The organism is Calothrix sp. FACHB-168, assembly GCF_963889195.1.
Classification (GTDB): domain Bacteria; phylum Cyanobacteriota; class Cyanobacteriia; order Cyanobacteriales; family Nostocaceae; genus Aulosira; species Aulosira anomala_A.
In genome coordinates, this window is record NZ_CAWPNJ010000001.1 from 446,931 (window position 1) to 473,851 (window position 26,921).

Annotated in this window: 22 protein-coding genes; 13 read left to right on the forward strand and 9 right to left on the reverse strand. The window is 41.3% G+C overall.

Features of this window, described 5'->3' with window-relative positions:
- Positions 1–215: 215 nt before the first annotated feature.
- Both hetF and AACW45_RS01795 read left to right on the forward strand, forming a co-directional pair.
- A complete protein-coding gene (gene hetF, locus AACW45_RS01790) occupies positions 216–2,723 on the forward strand; it encodes a cell division protein HetF (RefSeq protein ID WP_190627049.1) in 2,508 nt (835 codons plus the stop codon).
- 230 nt (positions 2,724–2,953) lie between these two features.
- A complete protein-coding gene (locus tag AACW45_RS01795; RefSeq protein WP_190627051.1) occupies positions 2,954–3,748 on the forward strand; it encodes an LmeA family phospholipid-binding protein in 795 nt (264 codons plus the stop codon).
- Between the two features lie 175 nt (positions 3,749–3,923).
- On the opposite strand, the gene AACW45_RS01800 is transcribed toward AACW45_RS01795, so the two are convergent.
- A complete protein-coding gene (locus AACW45_RS01800) occupies positions 3,924–4,709 on the reverse strand; it encodes an MlaE family ABC transporter permease (protein ID WP_190627052.1) in 786 nt (261 codons plus the stop codon).
- 585 nt (positions 4,710–5,294) lie between these two features.
- Here AACW45_RS01800 and moaA point away from each other — a divergent pair.
- Positions 5,295–6,281, forward strand: a complete 987-nt coding sequence (moaA, locus tag AACW45_RS01805) for a GTP 3',8-cyclase MoaA (RefSeq protein ID WP_190627054.1) — start codon at positions 5,295–5,297, stop codon at positions 6,279–6,281.
- Between the two features lie 56 nt (positions 6,282–6,337).
- Here the strand turns inward: moaA and rpsD are convergent, their stop codons facing one another.
- On the reverse strand, positions 6,338–6,946 hold the full coding sequence (gene rpsD, locus AACW45_RS01810; RefSeq protein WP_096642221.1) for a 30S ribosomal protein S4: 609 nt from the start codon (positions 6,944–6,946) through the stop codon (positions 6,338–6,340).
- Positions 6,947–6,954: 8 nt separating this feature from the next.
- A complete protein-coding gene (locus AACW45_RS01815) occupies positions 6,955–7,185 on the reverse strand; it encodes a hypothetical protein (RefSeq protein WP_190627056.1) in 231 nt (76 codons plus the stop codon).
- Between the two features lie 435 nt (positions 7,186–7,620).
- Between AACW45_RS01815 and AACW45_RS01820 the strand changes: the two genes are divergently transcribed.
- The gene (locus tag AACW45_RS01820; protein ID WP_190627057.1) at positions 7,621–8,217 is read left to right on the forward strand and encodes a hypothetical protein; all 597 of its coding nucleotides are present in this window, start codon (positions 7,621–7,623) and stop codon (positions 8,215–8,217) included.
- 94 nt (positions 8,218–8,311) lie between these two features.
- Here AACW45_RS01820 and hetR read toward each other — a convergent pair whose 3' ends face one another.
- Both hetR and AACW45_RS01830 read right to left on the reverse strand, forming a co-directional pair.
- Entirely contained in the window at positions 8,312–9,211 is a 900-nt protein-coding gene (gene hetR, locus AACW45_RS01825; protein ID WP_096642223.1) for a heterocyst differentiation master regulator HetR, read from the reverse strand.
- A 1,066-nt stretch (positions 9,212–10,277) separates the two neighbouring features.
- Entirely contained in the window at positions 10,278–11,369 is a 1,092-nt protein-coding gene (locus AACW45_RS01830; protein WP_190627059.1) for a nucleotidyltransferase domain-containing protein, read from the reverse strand.
- A gap of 623 nt (positions 11,370–11,992) precedes the next feature.
- Here AACW45_RS01830 and rplU point away from each other — a divergent pair.
- Both rplU and rpmA read left to right on the forward strand, forming a co-directional pair.
- Positions 11,993–12,388: a 50S ribosomal protein L21 gene (gene rplU, locus AACW45_RS01835; protein WP_190627061.1), complete on the forward strand. Its 396-nt coding sequence runs from the start codon at positions 11,993–11,995 to the stop codon at positions 12,386–12,388.
- Positions 12,389–12,411: 23 nt separating this feature from the next.
- Positions 12,412–12,690, forward strand: a complete 279-nt coding sequence (gene rpmA / locus AACW45_RS01840; protein WP_096642226.1) for a 50S ribosomal protein L27 — start codon at positions 12,412–12,414, stop codon at positions 12,688–12,690.
- 284 nt (positions 12,691–12,974) lie between these two features.
- Here rpmA and AACW45_RS01845 read toward each other — a convergent pair whose 3' ends face one another.
- Positions 12,975–13,421 carry a hypothetical protein gene (locus AACW45_RS01845; protein WP_190627063.1) on the reverse strand — a complete coding sequence of 149 codons (447 nt, stop codon included), beginning with the start codon at positions 13,419–13,421 and terminating at the stop codon, positions 12,975–12,977.
- A 397-nt stretch (positions 13,422–13,818) separates the two neighbouring features.
- Between AACW45_RS01845 and cruF the strand changes: the two genes are divergently transcribed.
- Positions 13,819–14,724: a gamma-carotene 1'-hydroxylase CruF gene (cruF, locus tag AACW45_RS01850; protein ID WP_190627065.1), complete on the forward strand. Its 906-nt coding sequence runs from the start codon at positions 13,819–13,821 to the stop codon at positions 14,722–14,724.
- Positions 14,725–14,830: 106 nt separating this feature from the next.
- A complete protein-coding gene (cruG, locus tag AACW45_RS01855; RefSeq protein ID WP_190627068.1) occupies positions 14,831–16,036 on the forward strand; it encodes a 2'-O-glycosyltransferase CruG in 1,206 nt (401 codons plus the stop codon).
- A gap of 185 nt (positions 16,037–16,221) precedes the next feature.
- Here the strand turns inward: cruG and rnhA are convergent, their stop codons facing one another.
- Positions 16,222–17,127, reverse strand: a complete 906-nt coding sequence (rnhA, locus tag AACW45_RS01860) for a ribonuclease HI (protein WP_190545062.1) — start codon at positions 17,125–17,127, stop codon at positions 16,222–16,224.
- Between the two features lie 603 nt (positions 17,128–17,730).
- Between rnhA and AACW45_RS01865 the strand changes: the two genes are divergently transcribed.
- The 3 genes from AACW45_RS01865 to AACW45_RS01875 all read left to right on the forward strand — a co-directional run bounded on the left by AACW45_RS01865 (position 17,731) and on the right by AACW45_RS01875 (position 22,572).
- On the forward strand, positions 17,731–20,199 hold the full coding sequence (locus tag AACW45_RS01865) for a CHAT domain-containing protein (protein ID WP_190627070.1): 2,469 nt from the start codon (positions 17,731–17,733) through the stop codon (positions 20,197–20,199).
- A gap of 236 nt (positions 20,200–20,435) precedes the next feature.
- Entirely contained in the window at positions 20,436–20,834 is a 399-nt protein-coding gene (locus AACW45_RS01870) for a hypothetical protein (protein ID WP_190627072.1), read from the forward strand.
- A complete protein-coding gene (locus tag AACW45_RS01875) occupies positions 20,827–22,572 on the forward strand; it encodes a caspase, EACC1-associated type (protein ID WP_190627073.1) in 1,746 nt (581 codons plus the stop codon). The genes AACW45_RS01870 and AACW45_RS01875 overlap by 8 nt, the downstream gene beginning before the upstream one ends.
- 313 nt (positions 22,573–22,885) lie before the next feature.
- Here AACW45_RS01875 and AACW45_RS01880 read toward each other — a convergent pair whose 3' ends face one another.
- Together AACW45_RS01880 and AACW45_RS01885 are read right to left on the reverse strand one after the other, a co-directional pair.
- Positions 22,886–23,074: a hypothetical protein gene (locus AACW45_RS01880; protein WP_190627543.1), complete on the reverse strand. Its 189-nt coding sequence runs from the start codon at positions 23,072–23,074 to the stop codon at positions 22,886–22,888.
- 33 nt (positions 23,075–23,107) lie between these two features.
- Positions 23,108–23,932 (reverse strand): DUF4351 domain-containing protein, encoded by an 825-nt coding sequence (locus AACW45_RS01885; RefSeq protein ID WP_190627075.1) that lies wholly within the window; start codon positions 23,930–23,932, stop codon positions 23,108–23,110.
- A 1,047-nt stretch (positions 23,933–24,979) separates the two neighbouring features.
- Here AACW45_RS01885 and AACW45_RS01890 point away from each other — a divergent pair.
- Both AACW45_RS01890 and AACW45_RS01895 read left to right on the forward strand, forming a co-directional pair.
- Positions 24,980–25,984 (forward strand): ABC transporter ATP-binding protein, encoded by a 1,005-nt coding sequence (locus AACW45_RS01890; protein ID WP_190627077.1) that lies wholly within the window; start codon positions 24,980–24,982, stop codon positions 25,982–25,984.
- Positions 25,985–26,803 carry an ABC transporter permease gene (locus AACW45_RS01895; RefSeq protein WP_190627079.1) on the forward strand — a complete coding sequence of 273 codons (819 nt, stop codon included), beginning with the start codon at positions 25,985–25,987 and terminating at the stop codon, positions 26,801–26,803.
- The last annotated feature ends 118 nt before the right edge of the window (positions 26,804–26,921 follow it).

A 26,921-nucleotide genomic window follows, 5' to 3' on the forward strand; every position in this document is an offset into this window, starting at 1 on the left:
ACTAGGGGAGTCGAAGATCAAGGTGCATCTACCAATAAAGTGTTCTATTGTGATGCCAGCTAATCCGGATAAAGTTATAAAAGCCAAAAACGTAAAATAACGAAGATTGAGAAACATCTCAGTGGCAAGATGCATCTAAGGTATCAGAAAGAGCGAAAAATCGACTTGAAACTTTCGCGTTTCAAACCTGATTTAGGAGGCTAATAGGAGAAGTTGTGACCCAGGAATTTCAAATTTCCGTAACCCCAGTAGGGCAAAATGACTACTTGGTACGCACGGAACAAGTTGCGCCTGGGGTGCCATTGGCAGAAGAACTGGTGACTTGGCCTGTAGCTGATTGGTTAGCAGCTGCTGGACATCTAATGAATGACCCTTTGATGTCGGTGTTACAGGGGGATGCGTTTGCAAGAAACTCTGTTAACCTGGTGGCTTTGGGTCAACAACTGTATAATGCACTGTTTCAAGGCACTCTCAGGGATAGTTGGATTACGGCACAGGGTATAGCCCAAAATCAGCAACAGGTATTGCGTTTACGTTTAGGGCTAAAAGACACGAGGTTAGCACGTCTACCTTGGGAAGTAATGCACGCAGGGGATCGGCCTCTAGCTACCGGGCCTTACGTTACTTTTTCTCGCTATCAAACTGGCATTTTGCCAGCTTCTCGCCTGCAATCGCACAACATACCACAACCATTAGAAGCTTCTGGAATCAAAGTTTTGATGGTAATTGCTTCGCCTACAGATCAGAATCGTCTGGAGTTGCTGAAACATGAAGCCATCAAACTACAAATGGAACTGAATCGACATGTCCCGCGAGTGGGGGAAAGTGGCAATTATATTCCTGATATAGAACTGACGGTGTTAGATCAACCAGGGCGGGAAGAATTAACTCAAGCTCTGGAACAAGGAAGATATCATGTACTGCACTACTCTGGCCATAGTAATTTAGGTGCCAGTGGTGGTGAAATTTATTTGGTTAGTAATAGAACTGGTTTAACAGAAACTTTAACTGGGGACGATTTGGCAGGCTTGCTTGTCAATAATAATATTCAAATGGCTGTGTTTAACTCCTGTTTAGGAGCATACAGTGCTAATGCCGATCGCACTGAAGAAACAGGAGAACGTAACCTTACAGAAAGTTTGGTGAAACGCGGGCTGAGAAGCGTATTAGCTATGTCAGAGCGGATTCCTGATGAAGTAGCGCTGACTTTGACTCAATTGTTTTACCGCAATTTGAATCAAGGATACTCTGTAGATTTGTGTCTGAGTCGAGTGCGTCAGGGATTAATTTCTGCCTATGGTTCTCACCAGATGTACTGGGCTTTACCAATTCTCTATCAACAACCGGAATTTGACGGTTTTCTGAGTCCGGAAATTCCCGATAGTGGGGAATTAGCAAATGAGTATAATCCGCCTTTAAGACCAAATGCAACGGCGATGTACTCTGCTGTAGATGAACCTGATATGCCTTTACCAATAGAGGAGATGATCCCTAATAGTTTGGCACGGGAATCTTCAGGGCTGGATTGGCTGGGAGAAGAGACTTGGGGCGATTTGGTTGATGAAATTGAATATGACGATCCATCCTATGCAGAAGATTCGGCTTTAGTTTCCGATTTGTTTCGCCAACTAGATCGTCAAAATGTCTTATCTGACGATTCGCCAATGACGGCAGAACTGGTACAACATTTAAATGATAGCGGTGCGCGATCGCGATCTGTTCCCCAAGATGTCAATGAATCAGACCAAGAAATTAGTTTTTGGGAAGAAGAGCCAATTGCATCCGATGAAACCACTGCAAATACTTCAAATTATGCGAGAAATTGGCAGAATGCTGCTGTTGGAAGTTCAAACCACAATTCCCGCAAAAAGCCCAAAAAACGCCAACTTTTGCCAATTTTCGGGATGTTGGGAGCAGGAGCGATCGCAATTGTTGCTGGTGTTTTTTGGTGGCAAAATCATCAACTATCCAAGTTACCTGATATTCCTCCCATTCCTACCCAGCCACTTACTACCGAAAATAATCCGCCTATCGATTTAAAGAATGCCCCGACGGGTATTGTCAGCGCTACTGCTACGCAAAAAATCAGCCAAGGCGATTTACAAAGCGGACTGGAGGCTGTGGAAGAATTACTCAACCGTGGGGTTATTCCAGCTGCACAAGCCGCTTTAAATCTTGTACCAAAACAACAAGTTAATAATCCATCTGTGAATTTTCTCAAAGGACGATTAGCTTGGCAATCAGTTCAACTTCAAGATCCAAAATACAGCGTTGATGATGCTCGCCGTTTTTGGGAAAGTGCTGTGAAAGCCGATCCCGATTCTTTTTTATATAACAATGCTTTAGGGTTTGCTTACTACGCCGAAGACAATTTAAATCGAGCTAATGATTCTTGGTTTAAGGCTTTGAATTTAGCTTTGAAAAAACAAAATATTGCTAGTACTACATCAATAGCTATCAGCGCCGCCGCAACAGTACCTAAAGATGCTTTAACTTCCTATGCTGGCTTGGCTTTAGGACTTTATAAATCTTCATATAGACAAACATCTAATAAACAATCTCAATATCTCAATGAGGCTATTAAACTCCGCCAAATGGTGATTAAGGACGATCCGGTAAATTTCCAGGTAGATAAATTAAGTCATAATTGGTTGTGGACGCCAAAAGCAATTGACGATTGGCGATCGCTGCTGCAAGAAAAAGGTCAGCAGCAGCAGCTATAGTTCGTAATTCGTAATTCGTAATTCGTAATTTAGAGCGATCGCACTTTTTTTGTCTGGAGATGGCGATCGCTTCCATGCTAGGATGATTTTTTGGTGTATTTTCATACATTTTCTGCGATCCATCAGTTATCATACCCCCTACCTATCAGCACAATTAATCGGGGATCGCTTGCTGTATTGTTCACAATTTGTTACAAAAGTACAAAGAACTTCTAGAGACGCAAAAGCTCATGTTCGGCGGACTTACTGGTTTAACAGATCCTAAAAGCACAGATTGGGGTGAGCGGATGCTCAACACAGTCGCCAGCCAAACGATTCGCCACCTGTTTACCCAAAGCGAGTCAGTAGAAGTCTTTGTGCGCTGCTATCCCTCCAGCAAACTGTTGCAAGGCAGCATTGATAGTTTCAAAATGAGCGGACGTGGCTTAGTCATCCGTAGAGAATTCGCTGTAGAGGAGATGTCTTTTGAAACGGATGCAGTCGCTATTGATTTCGGCTCGGTTTTAGGTGGCAAATTAACTCTTAAACAACCTACTCAAGCGATCGCCCAAGTAGTATTATCAGAAACTGGGATTAATCAAGCTTTTAATGCTGAATTGGTAAAAAAACGGTTAGTAAACTTGTCTTTACCTGCTTTAACAGAGTTATCTGGCGGTAAACCAGTTTCTTTCCCAGAAATTCAAGTACAGCTATTGCCAGAAAATCGCCTGCGGATTTTAGCCAAGGCAGATTTAGATAATGGGGAACTCGTACCCTTAATTATGACTGTCAGTTTAGCTGTGGAACGGCGGCGACGGGTTTCTTTCAAAGATCCGAAACTAGAGTTAGACTCTGTTCCCGAAGCTCAAAAGGAAACTTCGCGCACTTTAAGCCTCGCATTGGTAGAAATTTTAGATAACATGGTTGATTTAGATCGCTTTGACCTTGATGGGGTGAAAATGCGACTTAATCGTTTAGAAACTGAAGGACAAAAATTAATTTTCAGTGGCTATGCTGAGATTGAGCGTATACCTAGTACTTCTTGAGTGCAAAATATAAGCACCCCAGGAGGGGGAAGTCAAAAGTCAAAAGTCAAAAGTCAAAAGTCAAAAGTCAAAAGTCAAAAGTCAAAAGTCAAAAGTCAAAAGTCAAAAGTATTCAATTCCCCTCGGAATAATTGAAACAAAGACATTTTTATGGTTTGGCTAAAAGCAATGGGATTTAAAGTGTAGGTTTTTCAAACAATACTAAAGATAAAAAGAAATCCATCATAAAAATTGCTACCCAAGTGGTGACAACTGCTGTTGTTGCCGATTCTCCTACTTCCTTAGCTCCACCTCTGGTAGTTAGACCCCAACTACAGCCATTAACAGCAACTATAGCGCCAAAAATAAACCCTTTAAGCAAAACAATCCATAAATCTGATGGCTGTAAAAAACTTCTAACCGACTCTAAAAATGCGTCGGGAGTAATTTGATAAAACTGCGATGCCACAAAAATTCCGCCCATGATGCCGGTGACTAAACCAAAAATTGTTAATAATGGAGTCATCAAACAGCAAGCAATGACTCGCGGAAGCACCAAATAATCAATGGGATCGGTTCTGAGCATATGCAGTGCATCAATTTGGTCTGTGACTCGCATTGCACCTATCTCGGCTGCAAATGCTGAACCAACTTGACCGGCAATAATACTAGCAGACAATATAGGCCCTAATTCTCTGCAAAAAGCTAAAGCAAATGCACCGCCAACAGTGTGCAAAGCGCCATATTTAACTAATTCTCTAGCTGTTTGAATAGTAAAAATCATCCCAGCAAATCCACCGACTAAAAGCACGGGAGACAGTGAAGCCGGGCCAGCAGTCACCATGTGTTCGAGAATTTTCCGGTGATAAGTTTTTCCTTGGAGTAAACGCAGCAATACTTGACCCAAGAGAAACATTACAGAAAAACAGCGAGAAACTGAAAATTGCTGGGTATGTTTTCTATGTTGTACCTTTAATACCATCTATTTATCCCTCAAAATGATTGTTCAAAGTTTGTGATTAGGGCAAATTTACCTAATATAGACAATTAAGGGAAATATATTGAATCTATACATTTAAAGCAATCAATTATCAAAATCAGCTACAAATTACTGAGAACGTTAAAAGGATAACCCATTCTAGTTGCTTATGAACATTTTGGATATATGGCAATCTAGCTGGAAAATGGGGGCTAGGGGCTAGAGGCTAGGGGCTAGAAAAGAGAGATTTTCATGTTTGGTTGTGGGTTTTTCCGATGAGGGGCTGTCTTGAAAATAGCTTTGACTGTTGACTGTTGACTGTTGATTGTTGACTCTTAAGAGAGAGTTTTATGTTTGTGATGAGATTTTCTCGCGATCGGCTGATTTATTGGCGTTGTGAGGGAATAAGGAACAGAAAAGAAGGAAAATTCTGTATTCAGTTTTTTGCAACAATTGCATAGGCGTCTGCGAGAAATTTATATAGATTCTATGTTGACAATAGAAACTAAAAAAAATGAGAGGCTGGGATCGGTTGCATCTCACTTACGCAAATAGACGGAAATAGAATAGAAATAAACACGCTCAAACATGAACCAGGTAGATTACCTCAGAATTAGCTTAATCGATCGCTGCAATTTCCGGTGTCAGTACTGTATGCCGGAAGGTGCAGAAATAGACTATATTCTCCAGCAGCAACTTTTAACTGATGCGGAACTCCTGACTCTGATTCAAGAGGTATTTATCCCTGTGGGTTTTACCCGATTTCGTTTGACTGGGGGGGAACCTTTGCTACGTCCCCATGTGGTGGAATTAGTGAGAGCGATCGCTTCTTTTCCCCAAACTCAAGATTTATCGATGACAACTAACGGCTTTCTTCTCGCCCCTATTGCGCAAAATCTCTATGATGCTGGTTTGCGGCGGATTAATATTAGCCTCGATTCCCTAGAACCAGAAATTTTTGACCAAATTATTGGGAATCGTGGACGGGGAAAGTGGGAGCAAGTTTGGCAGGGGATTCAAGCGGCTTATAGTGTTGGTTTTGACCCCTTAAAGCTGAATGTAGTGGTGATTCCTGGGGTAAATGACCATGAAGTCCTGAATTTAGCTGCGCTGACTCTTGAGCGCAACTGGCACATCAGATTTATTGAGTTTATGCCGATTGGTAACTGGCAATTATTTGGCGATCGCGGATGGGTTTCTTCTGCTGAATTACGGCAACAAATCCGCGATCGCTGGGGCTTGACAGAATCTCAAGTTTGTGGTGCTGGGCCTGCTGATGTGTTTCAAATTCCTGGAGCGAAAGGAACATTGGGATTCATCAGTCAGATGTCCGAGTGTTTTTGCGATCGCTGTAATCGGATGCGCTTGAGTGCAGATGGTTGGCTGCGTCCTTGCTTATTAAATGAAAATGGTCAAATTGATTTAAAAACTGCTCTCCGGGCTGGTATTAGCACCGCACAATTACAAGAGCAAGTCAGAGAATTATTGGCAATTAAGCCAGAAATTAACTTTAAACAGCGAGAATCCGGGACTGAGGGCAGTTATACGCGAACTATGTCACAAATTGGCGGTTAGTCAATAGTCATTTGTCCTTTACAAACTCAGGACAAATGACCAAAGACAAATGACTATTACGCTTGGCGTGAGTAGTATTCCACAACCAGCAGTTCGTTAACTTGTAGCGCCACCCATTCTCTTTCAATAACACCGTTGACTTTACCAACCAGTTTGGCTTTATCAAACTCCAGATGACTGGGAAGGTTAGCTAGTCCCGGATATTGGAGGTTGGTTTCTACCAATTTCCGCGATGCTTCTTTATTCCTGACAGCAATTTCTTCACCAGGACGGCACTGATAGCTGGCAATATTAACTACACGTCCATTGATAGTGATATGACCGTGATTTACCAATTGACGCGCTGCGGGAATAGTGGGAGCTAAACCCAAGCGAAAAACGGTATTATCTAGGCGCATTTCTAGCAGTTGTAACAGTGCTTGTCCGGTAGAACCAGTAACACGTCTGGCTTTGCGCACATAGCGTAACAATTGCTTTTCGGTCAAACCGTAGTTTAAGCGCAGCTTTTGTTTTTCTTCTAGACGGATAGCATACTCAGAACGTTTTTTGCGGTTCTGACCATGCTGACCAGGGGGATAAGCGCGTCTAGCACTTTTACGAGTTAATCCTGGTAAGTCACCTAAGCGGCGTACAATTCTGAGGCGAGGCCCTCTATATCGGGACATGTGTTTCCTTAATCTAATCCTGTTTCAACTTTACCCAGACATTTTATTTTGACACTTCCCCAAGGAAACAAATAAAGCGATCGCTGATTTGTTTCGCTAAGTCGGGGAATTCTCGGTTTGATGAAAATCCTGGCTCTAGCAGAATCAATTCCACCAGAATCAAAGTATTTTCTGTACCAGTTGCTTGAGTTCGGTACAACCGACAGCGATCGCTTCCACTTTAGCAAGCAAAGCGACACTTTCCTAAAGCACTAGTTTCCAAGCTTAAACTCCCCAGTGCCCCTGGGTACTCAGACCCATTGTTTTTTGTTTGCTAGTTTCGTAGACTACTCAATCACTAGATTGATTCACGTAGTATTTCCCACAAGAAATACTTTTTATGTTGCCTACTTATCTTCGATCAAAATATATTAGCACATTGAAACCAGAGAAATCCTCTTGCCAGAGGTTCAATCCCTAAATCTAGCGCTGTTTAGGCGAAAAAAGCTGATTGGCAAAAAGACGTAATGAGGCGGAGAAATTACAAATGCCCCATGCCCCTTGTAGAATTTTATGTTACTGCGTTATGCTCAAAAATGCTGCGAAAATTACCCAGAACTACAGGTGCGATCGCGCTGATTGAGTTAGGATAACCTTGGTGTTTGGAGAATGGGAATCTTAAGGAGTAAAAATCGATGAGCAAAAAAGGCGGTTCTGACTATAAAATATTGTCGGCTAAAACAGTTAAGGTAACAGCGCCAGTTTTAGCGATCGCCGGATGGTTAGCAACGATGGTTCCCACTATGGCTATCAATGCTTCCTACAGCAATAATGATTTCCGTGCTTGTGCCGGTCAGCTATTGCGCTTTAATATCAATGCGGATACAGCATCGCAAGCTTGTGCTGGCGCGCTACGTCCCAGAGATTTGTCTTCCTGCGTAGTTTCCATTAGCAGACAGACAAAAATAAATGCTGTAGATGCTCTCAATACCTGTAGACAGGTACGACGCCCTGAGGAATTAGCAAGCTGTGTAGTTGCAATTAGTCGCATTCCCACTCAGGAACAACCTAACGTAAATATTTTGAACTACTGCAGTCGGAGTTTGTTACCTATTCGCTTTGGTCAGTGTGTGGTTGGCTTGCGGAGTGAATTTAAATTAGCACTCGATCAAGCATTAAACACCTGTATCAGTGGTAGCGATACTGTTAGTACTTCGACATCTGTATTTATTCCGCAAGCTCCTAGAGCTACAGAATCCCTTCCAAATTTAGGAACGGGTGGAACCCGCTAGGTAGCAATTAAAGCTCCCATCTAGAGGCTAGGGGGGAGCAGGGCGCGCGAGCAGACAAAGTCCGTAAATGGCTCTCGCTCCTTAAGTTGATTTATCAGTCTTCTTTTTTACCAAAAGCTAACTGTAAAATCATCGGAATGCCCCCTTCTTGGTGATACCTATCAGCCCAAGCCCGCAGCACTTCATCCAATTCTTCCATTGCTTGCTCAAAGCGTTCTGGTGGAATGTCCAGTTCTTCTAAAGCACGCATAGAGTTTGGTCGCCGTTCTGCCCAATCTTTCATTAGCCGGAAATACCGGGCGGTATCTTCAACCATGATATAGGTGCGCTCTTGGTCGTCTGCTGGCGCGTAGAAAGGACGAGTCAGCGCATAGAAAGGCATACCCCAAGGAGAATCTATCCGGGTTACCGTGCCAGAGTAAAGCAGGCGGCGCTTGATATGCTCCGCTAAAGCTTCGCTCAAAGGCATTTGATGCTCAACGGGCATGTCTTCTTGCGATCGCTTGTGCAAAAATTCGATTAACTCTAAAAATTCAAAAGAGGTAATTAACTGGGCATCAGGCAGATTACTAGGTAGTTTCTGCTCAATTTGCCTTTTTTCCTCGGTAGTCAGACTCGTACCGGGAATGCGTGATTTCCCAGGACGCCAAGGATATTTCTCCATCCAGACATAAGGCAATTGAATCAAATAGCGCGGTTCTTGAGAACCTAGCATTTTCAACAATTTTCCTTCAGTCAGGGCTTGTCTGACCTCTTCCACAATGATTTTGACCCGCTTCGGTTCTAAGTGGTGCAAATGCCCTGTCATCCGCAGGTTTTGCCCTTGCTCCAGGTAGGTCATATAGATTGCGCATTTGGCTGCTGTAGCCGCCGCATCTAAAAATGCCCCATGCCTGTGCCCACTAGTCCGCATGGCACTAAAAGCCAGATAAAGCATGATCTGATCCATCGCACTGGGGCCTAGCCGTTTGATCAGATCTATGTCGTTACTCATATAACAGACAGTTAAATAGCACGTTTACAAATTTATTCGCCGTAGGAAAGTAAGTAGTATACACCCGACTGAAGGCAATATTGTCACTTCAGATTATTTATTATGCGTCAACTATGAAGTTGTTGCTAGTCATAATTGTGAATTTCCGCGTAATCTCTGGCACATAGTTATAAAAAAGTATTTTGCTGTAATTTATATATCATGCCTAAGTGTTTTTACTTAGATAATAATACCTTTTTCCTGGAATTGCTTGACGTTATCGGCAAAATTACAAAATGTTATTTTCATGGTTGGTGTCCAAAATATCTTATATTTGTTAGTTAAATTCTGAACTATTTTTGGCTGTATTTTATACTTAGTTAAGTAACAAACTAAATATTTATGAATAAGAAATCTCTACAATTAGTTAATAATTAATTGGGCTGTAAGTTATGCGATCGCAACAAATTTATACTGTTATATAAACCAGTAAATCTCTGCTGCATCCGAGACAATGCAACTTCACTAAATCCAAAACAAGGCTATTTACACTGCCATATCAAAAACTCTCTGCTCTCACCTTAATCCACTGATAGATATTTGGCTTGACCAGAATCATAGACTGCAAATAGAGTCAAATTAGCAATTTTTAGGTGTTTTTCTATATTTATCCGTTGATTATAACATCTTTTGCGATTAATTTGCAAGTATTAATGAATTTTACAGTATTTTTATCATATGTATAATAATATTTTATCAAGAAAGTAAATTAATTACGATCGAGATTTCAAACCTACTTATTCAGCTAAGATATGCGATCAAGCACTCGAATCACTGCTAAAAATTCCTCTGTGATGAGGGTTATGCTTTAGGGAGATAGATAGAAAAAGTTAAATAACAATTTATATCAATAGGTATAAAGCAATAGACAAGAGTTATTAGTGATATTTAGCTCCCCGACTTTTTTAAGCAGTCGGGGAGCTAGCAAATTATTAGGAATTGAGGTTTATGTGTCAAGTTAAGCAAGAGAAGAATATCAAAATGGGGAAAATAAATCTGCTGGAATAACCCCGCTCTCACTGTTAATTTATTCCCATCCTTGCATTTCTACTAATTCCATACATAAGTTGTTAATTTGCTCCAAGTTAGGTTTATGAGGGAGAGTTGATTGTGCATAAGCAGTTTCCATTTTTGCAACCAATTCTTCCGCCATTTTCATTACTTGCTCGTATGTATATGCACCTTGAAGAATCGCTTTTAAATCATCTGCATCACCAGCGATTCTTCTATCAACAGTAATTTCTCCTTGTTGCAAAATTTCTAGTCCACTACGCAATAGTCGAATACAATGCATCCCATGCTTCAAATCAAATCCAGATTTGCTTTCCATTTCTGCTCTGGCTGGATTGCGATTTTTCTGCCATGATAAGTAAGCTTGCCATTCTCTTAAAGCTATTTGATAGCTTTGACTTTTTTGCAGCAGACGGATAAAATCTTTGCGGCTGTTGGTGAGCTTTTGTGTGTATTCCATAGTTTCGTCGGGTAGGGTGTACTGTTTGAGTACGCCTTTGAAATCTATGTCTGCTGTCAGTAGTTTATATAACTGTTCGGCTTCTTCTAAAAATTCGATTCTTCCTCTAATTAAGAGATAAAGATACTCTAAAAATGCATTAAGGTCTTCTTTAACTAAAGGTAATTCATCTTCTATGCCAAAATCGGATGGTACTGGCTTCTTTTGGGGAGGATTTAATAACCACTTACGATGGGTTTCCATTTTTTTGATTTGAGCAAAAGCATAACCAGAATAAGTATGTTTAACTTTTTTGCTTAAAAATATTTGCTTATGCTTAATTAAATGCTTGCCAATATCTGTAAGTACGGGAAAGTTATGCAACCAGAGTAATTCTAGTACATTGGGATTTGCTCCAGCTAATAAATGTAGGATTTTTCTTAATTCATAAATAACTGTGTCTTGATTATTATCTAAAAACGAAAATATTCCTGGCTCGTCCCAACCATTTTCTTTTTGTTCTATGTTATCAAACCCTAAATAATATCTTTTAGGGGCGATAAAAATTCCTCGGTAGTCAAAATCAGAATCGGGACGGTTTAATCCATAGCCATGACTACCAGCTAAACCTATGAGAATTGTTCTTTGTTCTACGTCTATTCTTTTCATGTGATTGAGTCAATATAAGTTAATGTCGGTCAATTTATGAAAGGTTATGGTTTTGGCTGCGCCGCACTGAGCCTGTCGAAGTGTTGATTGTTGACGAGCAACAACCATAAATGTAATATTTCACAAATAATTGAGGATGGCTATAAATTACAAGCGATCGCTCTTTATAACCGTGAATAGCTAATAGTTATTTTTTTAAAAGTTAAATATTTTAAAGTTTTGCAAAATTTATAAATAATCTCCCTAGTTTGTAGCGCTGTAACCGGAGAATAGAGAAAATCTGAGCAACTATGATCTGCTGCTCAGACTTTTCGGTGCTGTTCTGTGTCTCATTGATCTACATCAGCGCAAATCTCAATTTCGCTAAATCAGCAAAAATTTTTCGGAAAAATCTCTTATTTAATTTGGCGATCGCGCAAATAGCCCTATACTTGAGACTTTTGTGGTGAAAATAGTTGTGTTATGTTGCTCTATAGCAGTCAATCAGATACAATTTTAGATTGTCTGTCTAATTCCTGCTCGGATCAGGTAGACATACTGCAAAAGCTGGCAAAAGCATAAAAACAGCTTATCTCCAAGTAAGCAAGGCCAGCTACCTGTACGGCAACCTCAAGGACAATTCGATGACTTACGCAATTATTGAAACTGGCGGTAAACAACTAAAAGTTGAAGCTGGCCGCTTTTACGATATTGAGCTATTGGCTGCTCAACCTGATGAGAAAGTTACAATAGACAAGGTATTACTAATCCAACACGACGGCGAACTCAACATTGGTCAGCCGCTAGTAGCAGGCGCGACTGTAGAAGGGACTGTATTACGACATCTGAGAGGTCGTAAAGTCCTGGTATACAAAATGAAGCCGAAGAAGAAAACCCGCAAAAAACGCGGACATCGCCAGGAAATCACTAGACTGTTGATTAATTCAATTAACCTCAATGGTGCAGTTCTAGCTTTGGAAGAAGCAGCAATAACTGCTCAAGCTTCCCCTGAAGAAACCACTGCTGATAATAATCAATAAAAGTTAAGTCACAAAAGGAAATTATGGCTCATAAGAAAGGAACAGGTAGTACACGCAACGGTCGTGACTCTAATGCTCAACGTCTAGGCGTAAAACGCTATGGTGGTCAAGTTGTCCGTGCTGGAAATATTCTGGTACGTCAACGCGGTACTAAATTCCACCCTGGTAACAATGTTGGTATTGGTAGCGATGACACCTTATTTGCGTTAATCGACGGTGTTGTTACCTTTGAAAGAAAGGGTAAAACTCGTAAAAAAGTCAGTGTTTACGCACCTGCGGCGGCTGAACCGGTTGCTAGCTAAGAAATAGCTGAAAAAAATAGGGTGGTAATACCAATTCTTGGTGAGGCTGCACATTAACGCCCTCACCCTATAAGGGTGGGGCTATAATTACAAAGCCTGCCTGCGCAGGCTAAATTATAGGCATATTGACATTGAATTGGTATAAGCTATTACGCACTTAGGTTGTCAAAAGTAAATAGTCCAAGCTAGCTTTTGACAGTGCTAACGCCAAAATATTTGATTTAGGTGTGTATTAGCTGATTTACACCCTATTTTTTTATGAGAAAATTGTCCTTCAAGGAAAATTAAGGGATTGCCCAGTGGCGGAAATAGAGAATTTGCATTCCTGCGCCTAAGGCTACACCTGCTAATGAAAGTGCAGATGTAATCCAAAAAGCTTGCCCTTCTTTGTATCCAGCTGCTTGAAAGTCTATTCTCGCTAAGATAGCTGCCGCTATGATTAGCAATGTGTCAAGGAACATGCGAAACCAAGCAAGCATGACAAAGAATAAAAAGGCTGCCAAAACTGAAAATAAAAAAGTCCTAGTATTGGATTTAAAAACAACAATAGATAATTGTGTCATCCTTGTCCAGGGAACAGTTAAGCAGCCTACAAATAGTAAGATACCTAACACAGTAATTCCCCAAATAAACAAAGGGGCTTTAGTCTCAGATATTACCCAGCCCAGGGTACTGTAGCTCAATAGTAATAGTGTGAGAGAAACCCAAGGGATGCGTTGCAAAATCGACATGGGTTAAGTTTTTGTAGCAAGTGAAACTATGATTCCTCGACTATGAGGAGGTAATTACAGTCTTGATTTAATGGGTTTTATGAGTTTGTTTATACATAACTCCTATCAACCCTAAATTGGCTTGTTGATGCTAAAACTTGATTGTGCTTTAGCTAGGAGCTGATAGCACTATGAATAAAGGTCTGAGTCAGAGGTATAGATTTTTTATTTCATGCCTTAGACTGTTACTTTATCATCTTATATTTTCTCGGTTCTAGCAATCGTTGATTATGCTCGTGCCGAAACAGTTCGATAAGTTTACAGAGAATTTGTGGATAACTAGTTAAATTTTTTCTTAAACATTTGTAAACTGTTAGCAGCCGAGTAGCCGAATGTCACATCTTGTTAAGGAACGATCATGAGACAACTTGTTATTGCAGAGCGCGTATGCCTGATTGGTCATATCGTGTCTATGGTGTTTGGACTTGTAGGTATACTACTAGTCGTGCCGAATGCCGAAATTATTATGAACCTCACTGAGGTTGGACAAACCGCTATGCAGTGGAGTATGGCTGGAGGCGGTGTGGTTTATATGATTTTGGGTGCGACGGCTGTATTTTTGTATGCCTACCGGACTTTAGGATTGGGTCGCGCTTTGGCATTTTTGCTGCCCTCAGTGTTTATTTCTTTAGGAAGTGAACTGTCGGGAACCAGCACTGGCTTTCCTTTTGGTCACTATAGTTATCTAAGTGGACTGGGCTATAAAATTGCTGGTTTAGTTCCGTTCACAATTCCTTTGTCATGGTTTTATGTGGGATGTGTTTCTTACCTGTTGGCGCGTGCTGGTTTAGAAGTAGACAAAAAACCCAGCTTGTTGCGTCATGTAGGTGCGATCGCCTTAGGTGCTTTATTATTAACATCTTGGGATTTTGTACTTGATCCAGCAATGAGTCAAACTTCTCTGCCCTTCTGGTATTGGCAACAGCCTGGTGCTTTCTTTGGTATGCCCTACCAAAACTTTGCTGGCTGGATGGGTACCGGGTCTGTATTTATGACTGTGGCTGCATTTTTGTGGAGAAATAACCCCATTAAATTAGAGCGATCGCAGCTGAATGTACCTTTGATTGTTTACTTAAGCAACTTTGGCTTTGCTACTGTTATGAGTTTGGCTGCTGGCTTCTCTATCCCTGTATTACTTGGTTTGTTGCTAGGTGTAGCTCCGGCTGTAGCACTGTGGTGGCAAGGGACAAATGGACAAGCTGTGGCTGTAGATACTGGAACTCCAGAAATTTCCGTAGCAAAAGTCAAGGTGGCTTTGAAGTAGGGGCTAGGGGCTAGGGGCTAGGGATTAGGGGCTAGGGGACAAGGAAGACAAATTGTACAGACGCGATTCATCGCGTCTCTGACCAATGACCAATGACAAATGACAAATGACAGCCCTTGCCAATTTATATTTAATGACGCTGACCTATTTATCGCTTTTATTACTATTACTGCAAATACCAGCGACAGCGATTTTACTTTCACGGTTATTTAAGGGGCCGACACGCCAACGGCCTATTCAACCCCAACAGCCGACACCGGAAATTTTCGGTAGTGTCAGCGTGGTGGTGCCAACATTGAATGAAGCTTTGCGGATTAGCCCACTGTTGCAAGGCTTAAGTCAGCAAAGCTATGAAATGCGGGAAGCAATTGTTGTAGACAGCAGATCGCAAGATGGTACAGCTGATTTGGTAAAGGCTGCACAACAGCAAGATCCTCGCTTTCGCGTGTTTACAGATGACCCCTTACCTGCTGGTTGGGTGGGTCGTCCTTGGGCTTTACATAATGGCTTTTTGCAGATTTCCCCAGGAAGCGAATGGTTTTTAGGGATGGATGCAGATACTGTACCTCATCCTGGTTTGATTGCTGGGTTGGTACAGACAGCCGAAAAAGAGGGCTATGATTTGGTATCTCTGTCACCTCAGTTTATTCTCAAATATCCTGGGGAATGTTGGCTACAACCGGCTTTGTTAATGACTCTGCTGTATCGCTTTGACCCAGCCGGTGTGAATACAGAACAGCCAGAACGAGTAATGGCTAATGGTCAGTGCTTTTTATGTCGGCGTTCTGTGCTATCTGCGGTCAATGGTTATACAAGTGCAAGTAGTTCTTTTTGTGATGATGTTACCTTAGCTCGCTATATTGCTGCACAAGGATTTAAGGTGGGTTTTTTGGATGGGGCAAAGGTGCTAAAAGTACGGATGTATGAGGGTGCAATTGAAACATGGAAAGAATGGGGGCGCAGCCTCGACCTTAAAGACGCATCGCCGCGCGCTCAGATTTGGGGGGATTTATGGCTACTTTCAGCAGTTCAAGGTTTACCCCTGGTAATTTTACTGAGTTATGGTTTGCTTATCCCTCAACCTGCCGAGCTTCCCATTCTCTTGTTATTGGGACTAAATATATTTTTGCTGGCGATTCGCTTTGCAATGTTATTAGCGATCGCACCCTCTTACGATCGCAAAACAGCTAAAGGTGGCTGGTTGTTCTGGCTTTCGCCTTTAGCCGATCCTCTAGCCGTGCTGCGAATTTTCCTTTCTGCATTCCGCCAGCCTAAAGAATGGCGTGGAAGAACTTATAGTAATGGGGCATAGGGCATGGGGCATGGGGCATGGGGCAAGTGGTGAGCAGAGGGGGAAGAGATGCAGAGGAGCAGAGGGAGCGTATTTATATAATTTTCCTCCTCTGCACCCTTGCTTCCTCTGCTTCCTCTGCTTTTTTGTCCCCCTTGTCCTCCTTGTCCCCCTGCTCCCTGCTCCCTGCCCCCTTGCCTCTTTACCTAATCTTCCTCACCTCCTACTTGATCGGCGCGTTCTAGTTCCCAGAGAATTTGATTACCTTCTCGTCTGACTCGTGAAACTATCCAGTTGCGCCAGCGCCATTGATCTCCGCGACTGGTAACTGCACTAGCATGAACATCCATTAAATCGGCAAGTTCCGAACTCGTGATTAAGTAACCTTTAGTGGCTATTTCGTCGGCAATGCGTAATGTTTCCACCAGAGCGCGCAGTTGTGCCACTCTCATTTCTGGTGGCTTATCATCAATAGGAACAGAAGAGTTTATGATAGTTGGCTCCATTGTGGTTATATGCGATCCAGAATTGTTTTCTGGTTGAGTTGTCTCAATTATTGTCAAGGTTGCTGGAGATTCAGTTATTTTTGCTACATTTATTTGATTTAGTTGTGGTAATGCTTGGTGAGAATCTGTCAGGGACGATTGTGTAAGTGTTGGAACTTTGCCAGTAGCAAAAGTCCGAGCAATGACATCGCACCGCTCGTTACCTATATTACCAGAATGACCCCGAACATATTCCCAATTTACTATATAACTATTCAGTTTGTCTAAAGTTTCTAAAAGGTCTTGGTTTTGTACGGGTTTACCATCGGCTTTTACCCATCCTTTCTTTTTCCAGCCTTTTATCCACTTGGTAACTGAGTTAATGAGGTATTCGCTATCGGTATAAAGAGTGATGGGTTTTTGTTGTCCAGAAGTTTGCAGAAATTCGAGAGCTGCGATCGCAGCTTGCATTTCCATTTTATTGTTGGTGGTGTGGGATGATGCACCGCCTAACTCGTGAACTGAGCCATCACTGAAGTAAACGACGACACCCCAACCACCAGGGCCAGGATTTCCCGTACAAGCGCCATCTGTATATATGCTTTGGATTGTGCGTTGGGACATGATTAACTAACCGCATTGGTACTTTCAGTAATTTAGCGGCGAAAGATGGGAAGAACTATATAGGTTAGTACAGTAAAAATCAAGACTATTCTGACAATAAATCGAGTAATTGCCAGGTGCAAATTTAAACAGAAACCTTGAGGAGTTAGTTACAAATGCTTTGATGTTCGTTCTGTAGCAGTTGAGGTTTTAATGCCAGCTATTTAGAAAGGATTTAGAAATTGTCTTGGTTGTTCATCAGCATATCAGTAAATGCTTATGCGGGCAATGGGATACTTATACTATTTTGGATTTTAGATTTTAGATTTTGGATTGTGGAACATCTATAGGACTTACGCAGTGTCAGATATTTTTCATGCTTTTTGTCAATGGTCAATAGTCCAAAGTCCAAAAACCTGAATTTTGACCATTGACTTTTGACTTTTGACCATCCTTGTGAGGGTTTTTGTGTTCGGTGCGTAAGTCCTAATCTATTGGATAAGCGTTTCAGATTTCCATCTGTCGCAATCATTTTTCAAACTGGTATTAAATTTGCATATCTTGAGATTAACCAGAGATATATATTTTTGAAATCCTGTTTGATGGAAATTGGGACGGCGAACAGCTATGGGTTATCGAAATCTGAGTTTAATTGCATTTATTACCCTCATCCTGACAACTTTCTCACCAACGGCTAACTTTCTAGCATTCTTGCAAATGTCACAGGTATTGGCGCAACCAGCCAATGCACAGAAAGCAGAAGCAGACCGTTTGTATCAGCAAGGCGATCGCCAAATTCAAACTAGTCAATATACAGCAGCATTACAGTCATTTCAACAAGCGCTAGCAATCTATCGACAACTTAAAGACCGTCCTGGTGAAGCACTGAGCTTGAATTACATCGCCATAGTTCAACGTACCCTTGGCGATTATATCCAAGCGCTAGAATTTTACAAACAAGCCTTAGATATATTTAGAGAATTAGGCGATCGCTTGAATGAAGGAACTGCTCTGAATAATATTGGCAAAGTTTATGAAGGTTTAGGACAGTATCCTCAGGCTTTAGACTTTTATCAACAGGCTTTAGCTATTCGCAAACAGGTAGGCGATCGCTCTGGCGAAGCCTTTACGCTTGCTGACCTGGGTTCAATTTACACTAGTTTAGGGCAGTATCCGCAAGTATTAGGTTACTTACAGCAATCTTTAGATATTTTTAGAAAAATTGGCGATCGCAAACAAGAAGCATTGATTCTTAACTCTATTGGCTTGTATTACCGCACTATAGATCAATATACTCAAGCTGTTGAATATTATCAACAAGCCTTAGCTATTTTTAAACAATTAGGGAATCGGCGAGGAGAAGCAACTTGTCTCAACAATATTGGAGATTTTCGGCGTAATCAAGGCGAATATTCCCAAGCACAAGAGTTATTTCAACAAGTTTTAACTATTTTTCGAGAAGTTAACGATCGCGGTGGACAAGGAGTTGCTCTGAGTAATATTGGCAGAGTTTACGCCTATCAAAAACAATATCCGCAAGCGTTAGAATCTTTTGCTCAAGCCTTAGCTATTTTTCAAGAAGTTGGTGATAAACCTGCTCAAGCGCGAACTTTTAGATATATAGGTAGCGCCTTCTATCAATCGGGGAAATTGCCAGAAGCAGAACAAGCTTTACGCACTGGCATAGATATTTTAGAATCTCTCAGACCAAAATTAAGCGATGCTAATAAAGTTTCCCTGTTTGAAACCCAACTTGCTACTTACCAACTGTTGCAACAGGTTTTGATTGCGCAAAATAAACCTGAAACTGCACTAGAAATATCAGAACGTGGTCGTGCTAGAGCATTTTTAGAGTTATTAACATCTCGCTTATCTGCAAATAATAATGTTACCAAAGCGCCTCAATTACCCTCAATTTTGGAAATGCAACAAATTGCCAAAAGGCAAAATTCTCACTTGGTTCAATATTCCATAATTAAAGAGGAATTTTTAATCGCAGGTAAACCCCAGATTAAAGAATCAGAACTTTATATATGGGTAATCAAACCTACAGGTGAAGTTAGCTTTCGCAAAACCGACCTTAAACCATTGTGGCAAAAAGATAAAACAACTTTAAATGATTATATAATTACCAGCCGCAACTCCATCGGTACAAGAGGTACAGCTTTTCGTGGCGTTAATGTAGTTTACAACCCCAATGCACCCGCAGCAAAAAACAATTTAAAGCATCTCTACCAATTACTAATTAATCCAATTGCTGATTTATTACCGCAAAACCCAAATGAAAGAGTTACTTTCATTCCTCAAGGTGGATTATTTCTCGTGCCATTTCCGGCGTTACAAGATGAGCAAGGTAAATATTTAATTGAAAAGCACACTATTCTCACATCACCATCAATTCAGGTTTTAGATTTAACTCACAAACAACTGCAACGCATAGGAAAGCAACCAATACAGGGGAATAATACCTTGATTGTGGGTAATCCGACTATGCCTTTTATCTCCCCCAAAATTGGCGACAAACCGCAACAGTTAACACCTTTACCCGGTGCAGAACAAGAAGCAAATGCGATCGCCAAATTACTCAAAACCCAACCGCTCATCGGTAGCAAAGCAACGAAAGCAGCAGTACTTGGGCGTTTAACCCAAGCGCGATTTGCACATTTAGCAACTCACGGTATCTTTGATGATATCCAAGGTTTAAATAGTGCGATCGCTCTTGCACCAAACTCACCCGGTAGCAAGGGAAATCAAAAAGGTGATGGTTTATTAACAGCAGCAGAAATCCTCGATTTAAAACTCAATGCAGAATTAGTAGTTTTAAGCGCTTGCGATACCGGACGCGGACGCATTTCTGGGGATGGGGTAATTGGTTTATCTCGTTCGTTAATTTCTGCTGGTGTACCCAGTGTCTTAGTGTCCTTGTGGTCGGTTCCAGATGCGCCCACAGCATCATTAATGACGGAATTTTATCAAAATCTGCAAAAAAGCCCTGACAAGGCGCAAGCGCTGCGACAGGCGATGCTGACGACGATGAAAAACAATCCAAATCCCGTTGATTGGGCTACTTTTACTTTAATTGGCGAAGCTGAGTAAAAGTTAGCGGCGACGGAAGCTGAGTAAAAAATATGCGATCGCAATGGTATTGTTGAGATTGCGTAGTTTACCGCCCTAAGCATCGCTTTTGGTTTCCTCTGGGTGGATTATCCTTTAGATATCAGCTAAGTTATCGCCATAATTGGTTAATTTTTAGGGAATTATTCTGATAACGAATCGTAGAATTTAAAGGTATAGTTTATCACTATGTAGATAACAGGACTTTGGAATTGACGATGACAGGCGAACCCACGATTAAATTTACTTTTGCTGTTGATGATCCAGAGTTAGATGATAACAGACGGCAACAGATAGCTATCAAGCTGCTGCGAGAAATTCGGGAACTGGATGAGGTAGAGAAAGCCGATCGCGCTGAAGATTTGAACCCAGAAGCGGGAAGCAAGCTAGGGTTTGCTACTTTGATCGGAGTGCTGACGGCTGAGGTGAGTCTAAAGAATGTCAAGGCATTTTTAAGCTTTCTGGGCGATCGCCTGGGTGACAAACCAATGAAAGTTACTGTCAAAGTGGGAGATAAACAAGTCAACATTGAGGCTAAAAGCCGAACAGAGCTATTGGAAATTGAAAGAATAGCAAAAGAGTTGTTAGCAGCAATGGGTGACGGCAAAAATGGCTAAGAAGATAGCGCTGCTGATTGGAGTCGGTGAGTATGGTGAAGGTATTCCTCCCCTGTCATCTGCACTCAATGATGTGGAAGCTATGGAGAGAGTTTTGCAAAACCCAAATCTGGGAGGTTTTGAGCAAGTAGAACGGCTCCTGAATCCCGATGCGATCGCTATGCGAAAGGCAATTCAAAACCTGTTTAAACAAGCTTATAAAGATGATTTAGTATTATTCTTTTTCTCTGGTCATGGTATTACTAATGATCAAGATCATCTCTATTTAGCAACTCGAAATACAGCTAAAGATGATTTTGAAGCTACTGCTGTAGATGCAAGTTTTATCCAAAGGCAATCATACAATTGCTATGCGAAACGGCAAGTCTTGATTTTAGATGCTTGCTACAGTGGTGCTTATGCTCAAGGTTGGCGAGCAAAAAGTGCCAGTATCGATATCAAAAAGCAGTTAGGCGCGGAGGGGCGAGTTGTTCTCACATCTTCCAGTGCAACACAAACTTCCTTTGAACAAGAAGGTGCAACACTTTCGCTCTACACTCAGTATTTAGTTGAGGGAATTGAGACAGGCGCAGCAGACAAAGATAGTGATGGCAAGATTTATGTACAGGAACTGCATGATTACGCTAAGGCAAAAGTCCAAGCAGTGAAGCCGAAGATGATACCAGGGATTATTCAAGATAAGGAAGCATACAATCTTGTACTGGCTTATGCGCCAAAGAATCCAGAGGCAGAGTATCGCAAACTGGTTGAACAATATGCCAGAAATGGTGAACTGAATGAATTTGCTTTCTTAGTCTTAAAGCCAAAACGGAAAACATTTGGACTCACAGATGAAAAAGCTGAGGAAATAGAAACTGAAGTCTTAGAACCTTTTCGTAGACGGTTAGTAAGCTTGGAAAGTTACAAACAAGCTTTTGCTAAGGCTGTTGAGCAAAAATATCCTTTAGATGAACATATTTTAAAAATACTGAAAGATTATCAGCAAGATGTTTTAGGCTTGAGAGATCAGGATGTAAAGTCGATTGAGTTAGAAATTAAATCTGTTAAAGAAGCGGAATATCAAAAACAGGTTCAGAGAGAAAAAGAACAGTATGGAAATAATCTACGGCGTTATGAGCAGGAATTTACAAAAGCAGTTCAAGCGCAATACCCTTTAGATGAATATGTACGCAATGAATTAAAACAGTTTCAAAAGTCATTAGGACTCAAAGATGAAGATGTAAAGCGAGTTGAAGAAAGAATTAGACCACGAAAAACACAAAAAGAACAAAAACTGCGCTCTGAAAAGGGAGTAGACTACACCAAGCTGTGCGATTTGCTAGCAGCAGGCAAGTGGAAAGACGCAGATGAGGAAACTCTAGCTGTGATGCTGAAAGCCACTGGTAGAGAAAAAGACGGCTGGCTTAATATTGAATCTATTGAAAACTTTCCTTGCACTGACCTACGCACTATTGACCAACTGTGGGTAAAATACAGCAATGGGCGATATGGCTTTAGTGTGCAGAGAAAAATCTGGCTAGAAGTAGGAAAAAATGAGAATGCTTTCTACACTCGTGTAGGATGGCAGATATCTGGTAAATGGTTGAATGGTGGATGGATAAAAGAATCTAGTATTAAATATGACTTCGCTACCTGGTATGCCCCAGTGGGACACCTCCCTACGTCCCACTGTTTCAAACGGCCTGCGTTCCGCGTTGTGGGAGGTCTCTTCTCTCGCGTCGAGACTTGTGAATTGTAACATATAAGCCTTTCAGAAATTTTTAAAGATTCATAACACAACCCATTCCCACGTTGTAATCAACATTGTAGAAATCCGATACTTGGCACTGGGGGGTGATAGCAGTTCGCTTCAATAAATACCCTTGCTACTTCCTCTACTTCTGTGCTGTCTGTCACTTTTTGCTTGTCCCAAGGTAACGTCATATGCCCAGTTTTGGTAGTGGACTGACACGACTAAAATGTGGCAATATAATTTTCTTGTAGGCTGGACATCTTGTCCGCCCAGGACGGGCGAGACGCCCATCCCACAAGAGTTTTACTAATGCACATTATTATTCCTCGTTGTCATACATACTTTCCCAGCTAACTGCATAATCTGATAACAGCGCTGAATTGCGATCGCGATTTGAAGCCCATTCTAAAAAAGCTTGTGCTAATTCTTCAGGTGTGGCAGTGAGATGAACTAAAAGTAGAATTACATCGATTCGTAGGTTGGGTTGAGGCTTTGCGAAACCCAACATTTATGCGGAAACCAACATTTTACCTACGATTACTTAACTGCTTGTATTTTGCTCAAGCCAAACAACTAAATCAGATAAAGCTGAAAAATCTAGTAATGCTTCTGCCAAAGTATCTAGTTTTTCAATAGGTAACAGTTTAATCCTATCAATCAATGACGAATTTATTTCACCAAAACGTCGATTAAGCTGGCGTATGATTGTACGTTCCTCTCCTTGTTTATCTCCCTTCTGCAAAATATCCTGATAAATAACCGATTCCTGCATAATATCCTCACGTAATAACTGACGAATCAAACCCTTCTCAAACCGCAAACCTGCTAAAATTTCGGTGTAGGCTGCTGTATTTTGCCTTGTCTCTCTATCTGGAATTTTAACGATTTCCTGAGCAATCTGCGATAATAAATCTCGTGGAGAATCAGTTTGACACAAAGGTGCTAACGGTAACAATGCCGAATTACTCAAAAATAAGCTGGAATCTTGCTCCCACATTCTTACTGCACGGTAGCGATGTATAGTTGTATCATCTACATACTCTTCAGTAAAAGCAATTTCATCATCCGTCTCCTGCAAAAATATTACCACCTGTACAACTAGACACTTATACTGACGTTTTAACCTCACAGAATAATCTAGCATTCGGAAAGGAATCGCAGGATTAGACTGTGTTAAAGTCTGAAATTCAATATGCAAAATCCGATTGCCAGTTTGTAAAAAAGTCACAGAATCTGCACGAATTGGTTCTAAACTTAACTCAGTTTTTAACACCTTAACATTGGTAGATTCTTCAGCAATTAACCACCGCACAAAATCTGTTGGATATTTCTCTGCAAGCAATTTACAGACATTATCAAAACTCACGATATCAACCTAATTCATCCCATAAATATATTATTCTTAAAACAGTTTAGGGAATTCCAAAAAATAAATTATGCCAAATTGTAGGGGCGGGGTTACCCCCATTGGTGTCAACTTAACGTGAAACCCTTTTGGTTACTAGGTTTTGTCCTCATCTGCAACCCCTTGCTTACCCAATAAACCGCCGTCACCCTCGAAGGGTGCGGCTAATTGAACAAAGCCCACCTACGTGGGCTAAGAAAATTTAGCCCACGTAGGTAAGCTCATGTAACGTTAGCCCCAGGCTTACAGCCTGTGGGCGGTCTGTTGGTTAAGTCAGAGATACTTAAGTTGACACCAATGGGTTAGCCCGCCCTGACGAGTTGCGGGTTTGGTAAGTTAATGATTGGAATATTTTTTATTTGGAAGTCCCTTACTTCAATGAGATTGAAGTCAAGGCAAAGCTACACAATTTAAATTTAGATGGCTACAGCTGATTATGCTTGGCGATCGCAATTACTCCCAACTTCATCAAAAAAACATATAAAAACCTACTTTTTTAGCAAAATTTTAATTTACTGGCTGATTTTAATGTTTTGAGAAGGCAAAATGCTTTAACGCCTACTCATTAAGCCTTAACACCTTCTCAAAAAAGATTATTGCCTACTCATTTTGGTGTTTTCCGCAAGCAAAATGCTTTAACGCTTACTCGTTAAGCCTTAACACTTACTCATTTTGGTAAATCACGCACTCATTTCGCTGTTTTATGCACATGAAAAGCCTTAACGCTGACTCATTTCGGTAAATCACGCACTCATTTTAGTGTTTTCCGCAGACGAAAAGCTTTAACGCTGACTCATTTCAGTAAATGACGCACTCATCAACCAACAAGACATATATAGCAATCCGTTAAAGATTTGTGAAATATTATAAACAGGGCTGTCAACAGTCACCCGTCAACAGTCAACAATCAACCGTCAACAATCAACAACCAACCCCCAGTCCGTATTTTTCCAACATGGTGATCTAATATTGTTGGGTATTCTCTAAAAATGCGATCGCCTGAGACCGATGATTGAAGTTGAGCATCTGAGTAAAATATACGGTTCTACCCCAGCGATTACTGATGTGACTTTTAATGTCGAACCTGGGGAGATTCTAGGGTTTTTAGGCCCTAATGGCGCTGGTAAAACTACGACTATGCGGATTTTAGCTGGCTATTTACCAGCAACTAAGGGCACGGCGAAAATAGCTGGCTTTGATGTGCATGAAAATTCTTTAGCTGTGCGTCAACGAATTGGTTATTTACCAGAAACGCCGCCTTTATATCCCGATATGACGGTGGAGGGATTTTTGCATTTTGTGGCGAGAATTAAGGGAGTATCCGCAGGCGATCGCAATAATAAAGTGCAAGGTGCGATCGCGCGATGTAATTTAGAGGATAAGCGCAAGGTACTAATTCACAAGCTATCTAAAGGATATCGGCAACGGGTAGGAATTGCTCAGGCGATCGTCCACGATCCGCCAGCAATTATTTTAGACGAACCCACCGTAGGACTCGACCCCCGGCAAATTATCGAAGTACGGAATTTAATTAAAAGTCTGGCGGGAACCCATACCATTATCCTATCTACCCACATTCTCCCCGAAGTTAGCATGACTTGTAGCCGCGTTGCCATTATTAATCGCGGTAAAGTAGTCGCCACCAACACACCAGAAAATCTCATGACACAGTTGACAGGTGGCTCAGGATATGAATTAGAGATTGAGGGAGAAGCAGCCCTAGCAAAACAAGTCCTGCAAAATATATCCGGCGTCAGTCTGGTAGAATCAATGCCGACAGTCGGGAGTCATCAGCCAGCGCCAGAAAACCGCGCTTACTTGCGGATAATATCTCAACCAGGAACCGAACCCGGAAAAGATATTGCGACAGCATTAGTACGTTCTGGCTTTGCCTTGCATGAAATGCGGCGTGTCAGCGCTACCTTAGAAGATGTGTTTTTACAACTCACCACAGCCGAAAAAAATGTAGAGTCTTTAGAAGACTCAGAAACAACAGAAGGAGAAGCCGCGTAAATGGGTATCGTACTGAGTAATATTATTGCTATTTATCGCCGGGAATTGCAAAGTTACTTTGTATCGCCCTTAGCTTATGTAATTGCTGGCATATTCTGGTTTTTATCTGGGTTATTCCTCGTCATGCTTTTGCTAGCGCCAGCACCAGATGGAATTTTAGCAACTGTCGCCGCCATAGATTTACAAGGACAACAAATGAGCGTGCAACTACCAGCAATTGATGTACCTTATGAATTTTTGCGAGCATTTTTAGACCGCATGAGTTGGCTATTATTATTTATCTTGCCCATTCTTTCAATGGGATTATATGCCGAAGAACGCAAACGGGGCACTTTAGAACTATTAGCTACGTCACCAATCACAAACTGGGCGGTTGCTGTAGGTAAATTATTAGGCGTGCTAACCTTCTTCATCACTATGATTGTGCCCTTAATTGCACTAGAAGTTTTCGTCATCAGCCAATCAAATCCACCCATGTCACTCACAATTTTATTGTTGGGTCATTTAGGCTTAATCTTGCTAGCAGCCGCAATTTTATCATTAGGAATGTTTATTTCATCCTTAACAGACAGTACAATTATCTCTGCCGTCTTAACTTTTGCAGTGATTTTACTGCTGTTATTCGTTGATTTTATTTCTAAAGCTATCCCCGGTTTTATCGGCGAAGCTTTAAGTTATATTTCCTTACTCAAGCATTTTAATACACTTATTCAAGGCATCTTTGACACCAGCGCCATTCTGTTATTTGCAACTTACATATTTCTCGGTGTCTTTTTGACATCACAATCCATTGATACATTGCGCTTTCAGAGGCAATAGTTGATAGTCAATAGTCCATAGTCAATAGTCAAAAGTCCATAGTCCAAATTTAAAACCATTGACCATTGACCATTGACCGTTGACTCTTAACCATTGACTCTTAACCATTGACAATTTG

Bases quoted from the DNA above. Each gene is read 5' to 3' on its own strand.
- rpsD (WP_096642221.1), bottom strand. From the start codon at position 6,946: ATGTCCCGATATAGAGGGCCTCGCCTCAGAATTGTACGCCGCTTAGGT.
- cruG (WP_190627068.1), top strand. From the start codon at position 14,831: ATGACAGCCCTTGCCAATTTATATTTAATGACGCTGACCTATTTATCG.
- AACW45_RS01865 (WP_190627070.1), top strand. From the start codon at position 17,731: ATGGGTTATCGAAATCTGAGTTTAATTGCATTTATTACCCTCATCCTG.
- AACW45_RS01875 (WP_190627073.1), top strand. From the start codon at position 20,827: ATGGCTAAGAAGATAGCGCTGCTGATTGGAGTCGGTGAGTATGGTGAA.
- AACW45_RS01880 (WP_190627543.1), bottom strand. From the start codon at position 23,074: ATGTTGGGTTTCGCAAAGCCTCAACCCAACCTACGAATCGATGTAATT.
- cruF (WP_190627065.1), top strand. From the start codon at position 13,819: ATGAGACAACTTGTTATTGCAGAGCGCGTATGCCTGATTGGTCATATC.
- moaA (WP_190627054.1), top strand. From the start codon at position 5,295: ATGAACCAGGTAGATTACCTCAGAATTAGCTTAATCGATCGCTGCAAT.
- AACW45_RS01820 (WP_190627057.1), top strand. From the start codon at position 7,621: ATGAGCAAAAAAGGCGGTTCTGACTATAAAATATTGTCGGCTAAAACA.
- AACW45_RS01795 (WP_190627051.1), top strand. From the start codon at position 2,954: ATGTTCGGCGGACTTACTGGTTTAACAGATCCTAAAAGCACAGATTGG.
- AACW45_RS01890 (WP_190627077.1), top strand. From the start codon at position 24,980: ATGATTGAAGTTGAGCATCTGAGTAAAATATACGGTTCTACCCCAGCG.
- AACW45_RS01895 (WP_190627079.1), top strand. From the start codon at position 25,985: ATGGGTATCGTACTGAGTAATATTATTGCTATTTATCGCCGGGAATTG.
- rplU (WP_190627061.1), top strand. From the start codon at position 11,993: ATGACTTACGCAATTATTGAAACTGGCGGTAAACAACTAAAAGTTGAA.
- AACW45_RS01800 (WP_190627052.1), bottom strand. From the start codon at position 4,709: ATGGTATTAAAGGTACAACATAGAAAACATACCCAGCAATTTTCAGTT.
- AACW45_RS01870 (WP_190627072.1), top strand. From the start codon at position 20,436: ATGACAGGCGAACCCACGATTAAATTTACTTTTGCTGTTGATGATCCA.
- AACW45_RS01830 (WP_190627059.1), bottom strand. From the start codon at position 11,369: ATGAAAAGAATAGACGTAGAACAAAGAACAATTCTCATAGGTTTAGCT.
- hetR (WP_096642223.1), bottom strand. From the start codon at position 9,211: ATGAGTAACGACATAGATCTGATCAAACGGCTAGGCCCCAGTGCGATG.
- rpmA (WP_096642226.1), top strand. From the start codon at position 12,412: ATGGCTCATAAGAAAGGAACAGGTAGTACACGCAACGGTCGTGACTCT.
- AACW45_RS01845 (WP_190627063.1), bottom strand. From the start codon at position 13,421: ATGTCGATTTTGCAACGCATCCCTTGGGTTTCTCTCACACTATTACTA.